The following is a 13,991-nucleotide window of genomic DNA, read 5'->3' as shown; positions in this document are numbered from 1 at the left end:
GAAGCACGTCGTGAGGTTCGAACCGGTCGGCATCGAGATCGAGGTCGACGAGGACCAGACGATCCTGCGGGCCGCGGCCGAGCAGGGCGTGATGCTGATGCACGGCTGCAAGGAGGGACAGTGCGCGTCCTGCAAGTCGTTCGTCCTCGACGGTGAGGACATCGACCTGGACCGGTACTCGACCTTCGCGCTCCCGGAGTACGAACTGGACGAGGGCTACACGCTGCTCTGCCGCGCGCACGCCTTCGAGGACCTCACGATCGAGCTGCTCAACTACGACGCGGACATGATCCGCTCCGGGCTGCCGATCCAGGAACGGACCGCCGAGGTCGTGGCGATCACCCCGGTGACCCACGACCTGCGGCACCTGGTCGTGCGGCTGACCGAGCCCGGGGAGCTGAAGTTCTTCCCCGGGCAGTACGTCGACATCGCCGTACCGGGGACCGATCGGACACGGTCGTTCTCGATGGCGAACACGTCCAGCCGGGAGAGCGCGCAGCTGGAGTTCGTGATCAAGGTGTACCCGGGCGGCGTGTTCTCCGAGTTCCTAGACCGGCGCCTGCGGGTCGGCGACCGGCTGGAGCTGACCGGGCCGTTCGGGGTGTTCACCCTCCGGGACAACCTGGACGCCCGGTTGGTCTTCCTCGGCGGCGGCGCCGGGCTGGCCCCGATCCTGGCGCTGCTCCGGTCGATGGCCGAGCGCGGGATCGACCGGCCGACCACGTTCTACTACGGCGCGCGGACTCCCCGGGACCTGTGTTTCGAGGACGAGTTGCGGTCCCTCGAACAGACCCTGCCGCGGTTCCGGTACGTACCGGCGCTGTCGCACGAGGACTGGGACGGCGAGAACGGCCTGATTACCGACGTGGTCAAGCGGCTGGAGCCGGACCTGACCGGAGCCGATGCCTACGTGTGCGGTCCGCCGCCGATGGTCGAGGCGGCGATCCCGCTGCTCGAGCGGCTCGGCGTGGCGACCAAGCACATCTACTACGACAAGTTCACGACGACCGGCGACGCCGGTGACTCGAAGGTGCTGGAGGCAAGATGACCACCACACAGGACTCACCTAAGACAGAACGCAGTGTGCCGAAGCCGGTCTTCACCGACGCCGAAGCCGGCGCCCGCGAGTTCCCGGACTCGACGCTGCGGCACTACAACTACTACAAGCCGCAGAAGCGTAAGCAGAGCCACTACGAGGACGTCACGGTCGACGTCCAGCCGGACACGCGGCACTACCTCACGCAGGGCTGGCTGTACGGGTTCGCCGACGGGCGCGGCGGCTACCCACTGGACTGGACCGCGCTGAAGGCCTGGGGCTCGGACAAGCCCGAACCGCAGCGCGGCCCGGGCACCGGCGGGCTGAACGTGAAGGACTGGCCGGCCACCGGCTGGCACGAGTTCCGGGACCCGAACGAGGAATGGGAGATGACGCTGTACCGGTACAACTCCAGCGTCGTCCGCCAGGTCACCCAGAACGTCGAGGCCGCCAAGGCGTCCAAGGCCTTCGAGCAGTGGAACCCGAACTGGGTGCGGTTCGTCGAGCAGCACATCGGCGCCTGGATGCACGTCGACCACGGCCTCGGCCTGTACCTGTACGCGAACGCCAACCGGCGCGCGCCGACGAACATGCACAACAACGCGATCTCGGTGAACAGCATGCACCGGATCCGCGCCGCGCAGGACCTCGCGCTCTACAACCTCACGCTGTCCGAGGAGATCGAGGGCTTCGACGGCAGCGCGCACCTGGAGACCTGGAACCACGACCCGGCCTGGCAGGGCGTCCGGGACCTGGCCGAGCAGCTGACCGCGATCGACGACTGGTGCGAGGCGATCTTCGCCGCGAACGTCGTGTTCGAGCCGCTGGTCGGCGAACTGTTCCGCAGCCAGCTGGTCCAGCAGGCCGCCCCGCGCAACGGCGACTTCGTCACGCCGACGGTGATCGGCGCGGCGGAGTACGACTTCGCCGAACGCGACCTGCGATACACCACCGCGATGTTCGAACTGCTGACCAACGACCGCGAGTTCGCCGATCACAACAAGGCGATCCTCGACGGCTGGGCGAGCAACTGGACCGCCAAGGCACTCGCCGCGGCCCGCACGCTGCAGCCGCTGTGGTCGCAGCCAGACGCGAAACCGCCGCGGTTCGAGGACGGGCTCGACCGCGTGAAGAGCCGGTTCAGCGGGATCGTCACCGCGCTGGGCCTGACCGAACCGAAGGAGTTGGCACAGTGACCACGCTGAAGACAGTCGTCGAGAGCCCGTTCAAGTCCGACAGTACGGCGTCCAACAGGTGCGGGTTCACGCTGATGAACAACCAGGTCGGCGCGATCGTCGCGGACGTGATGAAGGCCTACGACAACGTCACCGTGACGCCGCTGCCGTCGATGATCCGGGTCGACGCGACCGGCCGGATGGACGTCGTGTACGACGACGTGTCCGAGGCGCTCGGCGAGGAGCCCGGGTACTTCGACCAGGCCGAGTTCGAGGAGAACATGTCCACCCACTACGGGCGGATGGTGCACCTCGACGACCGGACGATCCTGTTCGCCAACCCCGAGGACGCGGCCGACTACATCGGCTTCGACCTGACCGCATCCAGCTGACAAGGGGGTCGTTTCGTGTACGAGAAGAACGGTACGAAGTACTTCGTGGTCGACAGCCACATGCACATGTGGAGGGCCGGCCCGGACAACTGGGTGAAGGGCGCCGAGCAGTACGCGAAGGGCTGGATCGAGTGCTTCCACGCCTACCAGGGCCTCGGGCCGCCGGAGACGCACTGGCCGATCGAGAAGTTCATGAGTTACACCGAGGACGACCTGATGAAGGACGTCTTCGAGGACGGCTACGTGGACATCGCGATCTTCCAGCCGACGTACCTGAAGGAGTGGTACACCGAGGGCTTCAACACCACCGAGCAGAACGCCGCGCTCGGCGAGAAGCACCCGGGGATGTTCGTGCTGAACACCCGCTTCGACCCGCGCGACGGTGACGCCGGGCTGGACGAGCTGGCCCGCAACGTGGACCGGTACGGCTCTCGCGGCGTCAAGCTGTACACCGCCGAGTGGAACGCGGGTTCGCGTGGTTACAAGCTCACCGACCCGGCGGCGTACACCTATCTGGCCAAAGCGCAGGAGCTCGGGATCAAGAACATCCACGTCCACAAGGGCCCGACGATCTGGCCGCTGGACAAGGACGCGTTCGACGTCGCCGATGTCGACCACGCCGCGACCGACTTCCCGGAGCTCAACTTCATCGTCGAGCACGTCGGGTTGCCGCGGATCGAGGACTTCTGCTTCATGGCCACCCAGGAACCCAACGTGTACGCCGGTCTGTCGGTGGTCATCGGCGGCCTGATGCACGCCCGGCCGCGGTTCTTCGCGAAGGTGATGGGCGAGCTGCTGTTCTGGGTCGGCGAGGACAAGATGACGTTCGGCAGCGACTACGGCATCTGGGAACCCAAGTGGCAGGTCGAGGGGTTCGTGGACTGGGAGTTCCCCGACGACCCGGAGTTCGCCGACTACCCGCGGCTGGGGGTCGAGGGCAAGAAGAAGATCCTCGGGCTGAACGCCGCCAAGCTGTACGACCTGAAGGTGCCGGACGAACTGCAGCTGAAGGAGGCGACGCCGGCCGCCCAGGACGACTCGAAGTTGGTCACTTCCTGATGACGGCGGTAGCGACCGAGCGGGACCGGGTCCTGGACGCGCTGGGCGCCGTCCGGGACCCGGAGCTGGACGAGCCGATCACGACGCTCGGCTTCGTGTCCACCTGCGTCGTGTCGGCGGCCGGCGACGTGGTCGTCCGGCTGCGGTTGCCGACGTACTTCTGCGCGCCGAACTTCGCCTTCCTGATGGTCGCCGACGCCTACGACGCAGTCACGGCACTGCCCTGGGTGCGCACAGCGGACGTAGCCCTCGAAGACCACTTCGCGGCAACGCAAATCAACGCCGGGGTAGCAGCGCGGGCCGGTTTCGCCGGTTCGTTCGCGGGGGAGGCGGCGGGCGAGCTGGACGAATTACGCCGTACCTTCGTGCGAAAAGCTGTCCTCGCCGGGACGGACGTGGTCTGCCGTCCGTTGGTTGCTGCAGGCATCGATCCGGTGGAGTGCACGATCGGCGACGTGTCACCGTCCGTTGACCTGGACCGGTTGCTCCGCCGCCGGGCCGAGCTCGGGTTGCCGACCGGCCCGGACGCACCGTTGCTGGTCGATGTGGGTACCGGTGCGGCGATCAGCCCTGCCGACGCGGCGCGACACCTCGGGCTGGCCCGGCTGACCAGGACCGGGATCGAGGCCAACACCGGGATCTGCAGGGGAATGCTGAGACACCGGTACGCCGAGGCCGGTGCGGGTGAGGAGGAGCTGGGATGAAGGCCGTACGACTGCACGGGTACCACCGGCAACCGGTGATCGACGACGTACCGGAACCGGTCGTCAAAGGCCCGCTCGACGTCGTCGTCAAGATCGGCGGCGCCGGGGTGTGCCGTACCGACCTGCACATCATCGAAGGGCAGTGGGACGCCGCGATGCACCCGGCGCTGCCGTACACCATCGGGCACGAGAACGCGGGCTGGGTGCACGAGATCGGTTCCGCGGTCACCAACGTGCAGGTCGGCGACACCGTCATCCTGCACCCGACGCCGACCTGCGGACTGTGCCGTGCGTGTCGTGCAGGGGACGACATGCACTGCTCGAACAGCACGTTCCCGGGGCTCGACAGCGACGGCGGGATGGCGGAGTACCTGCTGACCTCGGCGCGCGCGTGCGTGAAGCTCGATCCGAGCACCCGGCCGCAGGACGTCGCCGCGCTCGCGGATGCCGGCATCACGGCGTACCACGCGGTGCGGAAGGCGCTGCCGTTGCTGCCGCCCGGTACGACGGCCGTGGTGATCGGGGCGGGCGGCCTCGGGCACATCGGCGTACAGTGCCTGGCTGCGTTGACGGCGGCCCGGATCATCGTCGTGGATCGGAACCCGGACGCTTTGAAGCTGGCCGAGCAGCTCGGCGCGGACCAGACGGTCGTTGCTGACGGCAACCAGGTCGAGAAGGTCCTGGAGCTGACGGACGGCGCGGGTGCGCACGTCGTCCTGGACTTCGTCGCCGAGCAGGGCGCGGAGCAGGACGGCTTCGCGATGACCGGCCGGGCCGGGTCGTACTTCGTGATCGGGTACGGCGGCCGGCTACAGATCCCGACGCTGGACATCATCTCGACCGAGCGGAACATCGTCGGCAACATCGTGGGCACCTTCAACGAACTGGCCGAGCTGATGGCGCTCGCGGAGGCCGGGAAGGTGACGCTGCACACGCGTACGTACCCGCTCGAAGCGGCCGTCGACGCGGTCGCCGACCTCGACGCCGGCCGCATCCGCGGCCGCGCGATCCTCGTTCCCTGACGATCATTTCCGTCCCCACCCCTCCTTTCTTTCCCTTCCCTTTCTATCCACCTAGCTCATGATCGGAGGGTTTCATGGCCAAGGAACTGCGGTTTGGAGAGAGTGCTCGCGAGTTGTTGCTGTCTGGTGTCGATCAGTTGGCGGACGCGGTGAAGTCGACTCTCGGCCCGAAAGGGCGCAACGTGATCCTGGAGAAGATCACCGGCTCCCCGGTGGTCACCAACGACGGCGTCACGATCGCCCGCGAGGTGCACCTCAAGAACCAGTTCGAGAACATGGGCGCGCAGCTGGTCAAGGAAGCCGCGATCAAGACCAACGACATCGTCGGCGACGGCACCACCACCGCGACCGTGATCGCGCAGGCCATCATCCGCGAGGGGATGATCGCGATCAGCTCCGGCGGCAACCCCGTACTGGTGAAACGCGGCATCGACCTGGCGGTCGCCCGTCTGGTGGAGCGGCTCCGCGAGGTCGCGCACCCGGTGCAGACCGAGCACGACTACGCGCGGGTCGCGGCGATCTCGGCGAACGACGACGACATGGTCGGCGCGGTCATCGCCCGCGCCCTGCACCGGGTCGGGGACGGCGGCATCGTGACCGTCGAGGAGTCGGCGGCCCACGGGATGAGCGTGGACTTCGTCGAGGGGTTCGAGTTCGACAACGGCTACCTGTCGCCGTACATGGTCACCGACCCGGGCAGCCTGCAGGCCGTCCTCGACAACCCGTACATCCTGCTCTGCAGCGAGAAGATCACCAAGGTGCAGCAGGTGATGCCACTGCTCGACAAGATCATGCGCGAGCCGCGGCCGCTGGTGATCATCGCGGAGAGCCTCGAAGGTACGGCGCTCAGCATGCTGGTGCACAACCACGTGAACGGGCTGTTCCAGTGTGTCGCGGTGAAGGCGCCCGGGTTCGGCGACCGGCGGCTGCACAAGCTGGAGGACATCGCCGCGATCACCGGCGGCGCCGTGTACAGCCGGCACTCCGGATTCAGCCTCGAGACGATGACGATCGACCAGCTCGGCCGGGCGGACCAGGTACGGGTCACCGCGGACCGTACCGCGATCGTGGCCGGCCCGGGGCACGAGCAGGACGTCGAATTCCGGGTCACGCAGCTGCGGGCCGAGCTGGAGCGGGCGACGTTCGGCGTCGACGAGGACGTACTGACCGAGCGGATCGGCGCGCTGTCCGGCAAGGTCGCGATCATCCGGGTCGGCGCACCGACACCGGTCGAACTGAAGGAGCTGCAGCATCGTGTCGAGGATGCGTTGTCGGCAACACGGGCCGCGATGGCCGAGGGGATCGTCGCGGGCGGCGGGATGGCGCTGCTGCACGCATCGCCGGCGCTGGACGACCTCGACGTGCAGGGCGACTACCGGATCGGGGTCGGCATCGTCCGCCGCGCGTTGCGGGAACCGGCGTACCTGATCGCCGCGAACGCCGGCTACTCCGGCGCCGAGGTCCTCGAACGTACCGCCGCGATGGACGTCGACGACGGCTTCGACGCCCTCGAAGGCCGCTACGGCAACATGCTTGCCATGGGCATCATCGACCCGCTCCGCGTCGCCCGCTCCGCCCTCCAGAACGGCGCCTCGGTGGCCGGCCTCCTCCTCACCACCAACACCCTGATCGCCGAGGAACAAACCCCGTGGGGCGGCAGCCCGTCCCTGATGACCGAGTACGGTGCCCTCGACGAAGGCCTCCACCAACCGTCCCCCGACTCCAGCACCCCCCAATCCCTCGGCCTCGGCCCCTCCGTCGGCTGAAACCGCCGGGTTGGGGAGGATTTCGCCCCCGTGGCGGGACAGGATCCTCCCCAACCCGGCGGTACAAGCTGTTCAGGTGCGGTAGGGCGATTGGTTGTAGGTGTGGGTGCGGCGGTAGCTGGCGCCGCCGGGTGGGTGCCAGTTGCGGCGGCTGGTGTCCACCGGGGCAGAGCGGGCGCCCACGCCGTACGGGTTCTCCGCCGCCACGGCGTACTCGTGTAGGCCGTCGACCGTGTCCACGAACTCCACGGCGGGTCCGCGGTAGATCTCTTCGTACTCACCCTCCCGGTCGACTCGCCGATACAGCCGGTAGGCCGACACCCCTAGCACCTGGCCCCACGTCAGGCGCCGGTCCGCGTTCACCCGCAAGCCGTCCGGCGGGAGCGGCGGTCCGTCGACCACGCGAACCGGATAGTCCCGGCCGGGGTCGCTTCGCTGGTCGCTGTTCACTGCAACCACCCGCACATGCACATCCCGCTCGAGCCGGTTGAGGTCGAAGCACGCGCCGTCTGCTTCGTATGCGCTGGTGGTCCAGGTGAGGCCGCCGTCGTGGCTCAGCTCGAGTTCGTAGGTTTCGGCTGCTGGGACGGGGGTGAAGTGGACGGTGGTACCGGTGGTGTGGGTTATTTCGGGTGGGAGGGGTTGGGGTTTGCCGGTGGTGACCTCCCAGTGGTGGCGGCCGGCGGGTACGGCGGTGAAGGTGGCGCGCTCGCCGTCGACGTACAGGTCGCCGGTGGTGGGGGTCAGGGTGAAGGTGGTGGGAGTGGGGGAGTAGTAGGTGCCCTTGAGGGACGGGAAGTCGAGGGTGATGGCGAGGGCAGGGTCCGGGGTGGTCAGGGTGATGGCGGGCGTGCCTATTCGGGAGCCCTGGAAGAGGGCGAGTTGCTGGGTGCCGTCGGTGTGCAGGCGTACGGCTCCGGCCGTGCCGGTGAAGTAGACGTGCTCGATCTGCTGCGGCTCGTAGTAGACGGACGCGGTACGGCGGAACACGTAGTCGACCGTCTCCGGCGTACGCACCAGCGCGCCCCACGGGGTGTCGGTGACGTGGAGGTCCCGCCGGTGACTGACGACGGCCAGGACGTTGCCTCCCGTGCCGTCGGCGGGGCTCTCGGAGCGAACACCCCGGCTGAACTCGGTGGTGAACTCGGACAGCTCGCGCCCGACGACATGGATGAAGGGCAGCTCGTCGACCACCTGGTCGATGCTGTTCGCGTCCCACCCGGTCGCGACAGTCGCCACCGACCAGGTCCACGCGGTTCGCTGGTTCGGCGCGACCGCGTCGTACGTCGTGATGTAGTCGCTGCCGAGGAGCATCACCGACCGGCTCCGGTACGGGCCGCCGGCCGACGTGATCTCCGCGTACTGCGCCCACCCGAGGTCGTACAGCGGCCGGTCCAGCGTGTTCGGCCCGATCGACCGGTACGACCCGTCCGCCCACACGCCGAACGAGCTCGTGTACGTCGCCGCCGGTGCCCGCCGATCGCCAGCGTCCTCCGGCCCGTGGCCGCTGTAGCTCCGCCCGCCCGCGTAGTAGTAGATCGTCCCCGAACCGTTGTCCCCGGGCACGCCCCAGCGGTAGTTCGGCCCGGGATCCGTTTGCTGCAGGAACACCGCGATCTCGCTCGGCCGGTCCACATCCGCGCGCAGCGTTACGCCGTACCCGGCATGCTTCGTACTGCGCAACCGCGGATTCGTGCCCCGGTCCGGTGCGACCGCGGACCGCCACGGATCCGGTGCGCCCGGCCGGTGCTCCAGCAGCGACGCATCCGGACTGCTTGCCCACAGCAAATGTTCGGCGACCATCGGTGCGTAGTTCCGCAGCGCCTGAGCGAGCAGTCTGAGCTCGAGCGGTGGCCGCCGCGGCCAGTAGGCGTGCGCGCCCTGCGGCGGATGAACCCGCCCACCGAAAACCATTGGCGAACTCAACGATTCGACCAGCCACGTACCCATCGCCGCGAGCTGCGGGTCCGCCAGCCGATTCCGCCCGTCCGCGAGCATCCCGCTGATATTGCCGAGGACGGTCGGCCGCAGGAACGCCCACACGTACGTCGCCAGGCTCTCGGTCCACCGCCCACCGCGCGCGTCCCCGTCCGCGGGTCGGGTGTGAAACGCCGCCACCAGCTCGACGAACTTCCCGAACTGATCGAGCCACGACGCCGCGGCCGGATGCTCCGGGAACAGCCACGCGAAACACCCGAGCGCCGCCTTCCCGTCCGCCATGAAGTTCGGGTGCCCGCCGAACATCCGCAGCATCGGCCCGATCTCCTCACCGGCCGCGACGTACGCGTTCAGCAGCAGCAACGCCTCGACCCGCTCCCGCTCGGCCGGATCGAGTTCGCCGCGGAGCCGCGCGTACCCGTCGACGAAGCGTTCGTACAACGGCCGCTGCCCGATGTTGCTGTACCCGCCGACGTCGTTCACCCCGCGCGCGATCAGCCGCGGTCCGTCGGCGCCATGGAACAACTCGTCGACCAGCTCATCCGCGGAGGTCAGAACCCCTTCGTGAAAAGGAGAATCCGGCCGCGTCCCGTCGTACCGGAGCTGCCAGTCCTTGACGAGGTCGAGGCTGAGCGTGCTGTGCCAGTGCTGCAGCTGCCGTACGTGCGTGGTCCGGAACTCCTGCGGTACGTCGAGATCGCGGGCGTGGTCGTAGCACGCGATCCCCGTGCGCCGCGTGCCGTCCCGCAACGGCCAGGTCCAGCGCAGTACGCCGTCGGCGTACCGGAAGCGGATCCGCAACGCCGGCGACGAGGCCCACAGCGCGTACTGGTGGTCATCCCAACGTTCCGGGCGGAGGACGAACACGCCGACGCTGGTGCGGTCGTTCCAGAAGGTCGCGTGCGGCCGGACGTCGAAGGCGTACGACGGGGCGTACGGCGCGACCGTGAACGCGAACTCCGCCGCCGGGTCCTCGATCCGTCCGGGGCCGAAGAACGCAGGGTCCTCGCCGGTGTCACCGATGACGAGCGGCTCGTCGATCGGGAGCCAGCGGGAGACGCCCGGCTGCGGTTGGTAGTCGGCCGGATTCTGCGAGTACGGCCACGTCGAGGAGAACCGGTGCGTCGGGTGGAAGCCGGTCCACTCCAGCTCCCAGGCCGCGTCGCCGAGCCCGCACATCTCCTCGTCGAGCTCGATGTACTCGTACCCGGCGATGCAGCGGATCGTTGCGACGTAGGTCGCCGAACCCTCGAACTCGTAGGTCAGGCGGAAGGTGGCGAACAGGTCACCGGACTCTCGTAGGATTGTCTGCAATCCGACCAGCGGTGGGGTGTTGTGGAACGTCGTGCGGCCCAGCCACCCGGTGCCGTGGTCGAACTGGATGCCTGGGCTGTTCAGACTCCGGGGCAGGCGGACGCGAAGACTGCCCGTGTCGACCACGATCGAATCCGCTTCGTAGGAGATCACCACCGAATTCCCAGCCACGGTGGAGCGTCCGCCGAGGCCTAGCTCGAAGGTGCGGGCTGCCCCTGGCGGGAGGTCGGCCACGAAGGAGACGTCGGCTTCGGTCAGGAGGCCGTTCTCGCGGTGGATGTTCGAGAGTTGGAAAGGGACCGGGCTGCCTGTGGCGTCCGACAAGTGCAGTTGGCCGTACAAGGGTTCGCTCCAGCGGACCCGGTAGGTCAGCAGCGTCCGCGGCCAGCTGAACTCGGGATGGTGGAGGCGGTCCCGGAGCTCGAAGCGGATGCTCCTCGCTCCGGGAGGCCACTCGATCACTGCTCGGCGTCCACGGCCGGCTGGGCGACGCCGCGGCTGCCGGCCATCGCGCCGCCGGCCACGCCGTCGACCAGGTAGCGCTGCAGGATCGCGAACACCACGATCACCGGGCCCGCGACGATCAGGGTCCCGGCCGCGATCAGCGGCCAGTTCTGGCTGTACTCGCCGAAGAACGAGTACAGGCCGCGCGTCACCGGCCACAGCTTCGAGTCCGACAGCATCACCAGCGGCAGGATCAGGTTGTTCCAGCTGCCGATGAACCCGAAGATCCCGAACGTCGCCAGCGCCGGTTTCATCTGCGGCACGATGATCTGCAGGATGAACCGGACGTACCCGCAGCCGTCCATCGCCGCCGCCTCGTCCAGCTCCCGCGGGATGCCTTTGATGTAGCCGACGAAGAAGAAGAACCCGGCGCCCGCGAGACTCGTCATGATCAGGTACCCGACCATGCTGTTGTACAGGTGCAGCGCCTGCGCCTCGACGAACAGCGGGATCAGCCCGCCCGGCAGGAACCCGGAGAACACGAAGAACCCGTACAGCGCGTTCGAGTGCCGGAAGTATCCGCGGGAGATCGGAAACGCCAGGAACACCCCGAGGATCAACGTGATCACGCCCGGCACCACGGCGTACACCAGGCTGTTGATCATCTGCCGGCCGAAGTCGCCCTGCGTCCACGCCTGGCTGAAGTTCGCGCCGCTGACCACCGACGGCAGCCCGGTGGGGTCGCGCAGGAACGCCGTGTACGGCTTCACCGACTGCAGCGCCAGGTAGATCACCGGCAGCGCGAACATGCCCACCGAGATCACCAGACAGGCGGCCTGACTCGTGTACCACCCCGCCGTACGCCTGATCACATCGACACCTCCCGCCGGCGCAGGGTGACCAGCAGGCCGCCGCCGATCACGAGCGTGAGGAAGAACTGCAGCATCGCCAGCATCGAGCCGTACCCGAGCTGCGAGTTGCTGCCGAACGCCGTGGTGAACATCGACAACCCGAGGGTCCGGGTGCCGAAGTTGCCGTTGGTCAGCACCAGGATCAGCGCGAACTCACCGATCGAGCCCATCGCGGTGAGGAACACGTTGACCGTGGTCGCGGGCGCGAGCAGCGGCCAGGTGATGTGCCGGAACACCTCCCACCGGCCGGCGCCGTCCAGCGCGCCGGCCTCGTACACCTCCTTCGGGATGTGCCGCAGCCCGGCGATGTAGATCAGCATCGAGTACCCGCTGAACATCCACACGTTCACGCCGATCACCAGCGGCAGCGCGAGCGTGGTCGAGCCGAGCAGCGGCGACGTGATGCCGAACAGCGACTGCAGGACGTGCGACACCGGCCCGCTGTACGGGTCGAGCAGCAGCGAGAAGATCGCGCCGACGACCGCGACGCTGAAGATCTGCGGCATGAAGATCAGCGCCCGGTACAGCCCGTACAGCGGGCGCTTCTCCTTCAGCAGTACGGCGAGTCCGAGCGCCACCCCGTTCTGCAGCAGGGTCACCGCGATCACGTAGATGATCGTCACCTTCAGGCTGCCCGCGACGTCCGGCAGCATCGTGGTGAAGGCGTCCCGGTAGTTGCACAGCCCGCAGACGTTGAGCGCGGTGCCCGGGAGCCCGGAGTACTGCGTGAACGAGTAGCCGACCGTGGCGACGGACGGGTACAGCCCGAACACCAGCCAGCCGATCCCCGGGATCGCGATCGACAGCCAGGGGATGTAGCGGCGGGTCCGGCGGGTGCCGAACGGACAGGTCGTCATCTACTTCTTCCCCACCGACTTCTGGTACGCCGTGGCCGCGCCGGTCAGGGCATCGTCGACGCTCTGCTTGCCGAACGGCGTCATCTTGGTCAGGTCAGGTCCTGCTGCCTCCGGCGGCGCGCCGGCCGGGATCCACGGGTCGGTGAGCGCGACGAACCGCTGGTCGCCGTGCTCGTTCAGCCAGTCCATCCACGGCAGCGTGGACGAGGTGACACCGGGCTGGGTCGAGGTCGAGCCGGTGGCGTCCAGCCAGAGCTTGTAGTTCTCCGGCCGCGAGAAGATCCGCAGCCAGTCCATCGCCAGGTCCTTGTTCGGCGCCCAGGTCGGCACCATCCAGGTCAGGTCGGCCTTCACCGGCACCCGGTTGTTCGCGGCGTCGTCGGTGGCCGGCATCACGAAGAAGCCGAACTTCAGGTCCGGGTTCGCCTCCTTGATCGTGTTGCCGTCCCAGGACCCGTCGAGGAAGAACGGGAAGTCGTCGGACTTCGCCGCCCAGACGCCCGGCGCGGTCAGCTGCGCGACACCGGACGCGGCCGGCTCGATGTACTGCATGACCTCGGTGTACTTGGTCGCGGCCTCCTTGTAGACCGGGTCGTTCCAGGTCTTGGTACCGGCCCAGAAGTCCTTCGCGCGCTGGTCGCTGACCACGTTCGCGTCGGTGCTGGTCTTCCCCTTCATCAGCAGCTGCTGGACCGCGCCGCCGTACACGATGCCCTGCAGGCCGTCCTTGCCGGCCACGAAGATCGGCGTCTTGCCGGCGTCCTTGAACTTCTTCAGCGCCGCGACGAACTCGCTGTACGTCGTCGGCACCTTCACGCCGTACTTGTCCAGCAGGTCCTTCTTGTACCAGACCGCGCCGTGGCCGATGTACTCCGCGGCGACCACGCCGTAGATGCCGCCGTTGTAGCCGACGCCGTACTTCTGCAGCACCGGGTCGTACGACTTCATGAAGTCCTGGCCGGACAGGTCGGTGATCTGGCCGGCGGTGATCAGGGCGGCCGAGCCGGACGACTTCAGCCCGGTGTCGGCCGGAGGGAACTTGGCCGGAGTCGGCGCAAACTGCGCGAGTACGTCGACCGACTTCGCGGACAGCAGGCTGTTGGTCAGCGTGCCCCAGGCGCCGGCGGCGGTCGGGGCGTTCTCCAGTTTGACCTTGACGCCGGGGTGTTCCTTCTCGAAGATCGCGTTGATCTTCTTGGTCGCCTCGATCGCCGACGGGTTCGTCCACTCGGCGACCACCAGGGTCTTCTGCTGACCGTTGCCCGCGGCACCGGAACCGGCAGAGCCGCCGACCGTACAGCCCGTCGCGGCCAGCGCGAGGCTGCCGCACAGCAGCAGCACCGGGAATCGTGCTCTCATCGGATGTCCTTTCC

The 13,991-nt window shown here is 68.0% G+C and carries 11 protein-coding genes; 7 read left to right on the top strand and 4 right to left on the bottom strand.

What is annotated here, in order from left to right; genetic code table 11:
- The first annotated feature begins 10 nt into the window (after window positions 1–10).
- From VFF46_RS10025 to groL, 7 genes are all read left to right on the top strand, one after another.
- Window positions 11–1,048, top strand: coding sequence for a 2Fe-2S iron-sulfur cluster binding domain-containing protein (locus VFF46_RS10025; RefSeq protein WP_325036784.1), 1,038 nt, complete (start codon window positions 11–13; stop codon window positions 1,046–1,048).
- A complete protein-coding gene (locus VFF46_RS10020; protein WP_325036783.1) occupies window positions 1,045–2,232 on the top strand; it encodes a hypothetical protein in 1,188 nt (395 codons plus the stop codon). Before VFF46_RS10025 ends, VFF46_RS10020 begins: the two co-directional genes overlap by 4 nt.
- A complete protein-coding gene (mimD, locus tag VFF46_RS10015; RefSeq protein ID WP_325036782.1) occupies window positions 2,229–2,603 on the top strand; it encodes a propane 2-monooxygenase effector subunit MimD in 375 nt (124 codons plus the stop codon). The genes VFF46_RS10020 and mimD overlap by 4 nt, the downstream gene beginning before the upstream one ends.
- A gap of 15 nt (window positions 2,604–2,618) precedes the next feature.
- Window positions 2,619–3,662 (top strand): amidohydrolase family protein, encoded by a 1,044-nt coding sequence (locus VFF46_RS10010; RefSeq protein WP_325036781.1) that lies wholly within the window; start codon window positions 2,619–2,621, stop codon window positions 3,660–3,662.
- Window positions 3,662–4,366 (top strand): iron-sulfur cluster assembly protein, encoded by a 705-nt coding sequence (locus VFF46_RS10005; protein WP_325036780.1) that lies wholly within the window; start codon window positions 3,662–3,664, stop codon window positions 4,364–4,366. Before VFF46_RS10010 ends, VFF46_RS10005 begins: the two co-directional genes overlap by 1 nt.
- Window positions 4,363–5,388: an NAD(P)-dependent alcohol dehydrogenase gene (locus VFF46_RS10000; protein WP_325036779.1), complete on the top strand. Its 1,026-nt coding sequence runs from the start codon at window positions 4,363–4,365 to the stop codon at window positions 5,386–5,388. The genes VFF46_RS10005 and VFF46_RS10000 overlap by 4 nt, the downstream gene beginning before the upstream one ends.
- Window positions 5,389–5,462: 74 nt before the next feature.
- Window positions 5,463–7,154 (top strand): chaperonin GroEL, encoded by a 1,692-nt coding sequence (groL, locus tag VFF46_RS09995; protein ID WP_325036778.1) that lies wholly within the window; start codon window positions 5,463–5,465, stop codon window positions 7,152–7,154.
- Between the two features lie 72 nt (window positions 7,155–7,226).
- Here the strand turns inward: groL and VFF46_RS09990 are convergent, their stop codons facing one another.
- Genes VFF46_RS09990 through VFF46_RS09975 form a run of 4 tightly spaced genes read right to left on the bottom strand, consistent with a single transcriptional unit; the run spans window position 7,227 to window position 13,977 of the window.
- On the bottom strand, window positions 7,227–10,868 hold the full coding sequence (locus tag VFF46_RS09990) for a hypothetical protein (protein ID WP_325036777.1): 3,642 nt from the start codon (window positions 10,866–10,868) through the stop codon (window positions 7,227–7,229).
- Window positions 10,865–11,722, bottom strand: coding sequence for a carbohydrate ABC transporter permease (locus tag VFF46_RS09985; protein ID WP_325036776.1), 858 nt, complete (start codon window positions 11,720–11,722; stop codon window positions 10,865–10,867). Before VFF46_RS09985 ends, VFF46_RS09990 begins: the two co-directional genes overlap by 4 nt.
- A complete protein-coding gene (locus VFF46_RS09980; RefSeq protein ID WP_325036775.1) occupies window positions 11,719–12,618 on the bottom strand; it encodes a sugar ABC transporter permease in 900 nt (299 codons plus the stop codon). Before VFF46_RS09980 ends, VFF46_RS09985 begins: the two co-directional genes overlap by 4 nt.
- Window positions 12,619–13,977, bottom strand: a complete 1,359-nt coding sequence (locus VFF46_RS09975) for an ABC transporter substrate-binding protein (RefSeq protein WP_325036774.1) — start codon at window positions 13,975–13,977, stop codon at window positions 12,619–12,621.
- Window positions 13,978–13,991 lie beyond the last annotated feature (14 nt).

Origin of the sequence: Kribbella sp. (assembly GCF_035655035.1) — a bacterium.
Classification (GTDB): Bacteria; Actinomycetota; Actinomycetes; order Propionibacteriales; family Kribbellaceae; genus Kribbella.
The sequence above is the reverse complement of the archived record's forward strand: the minus strand, read 5'-3'. Positions and strand labels throughout refer to the sequence as shown.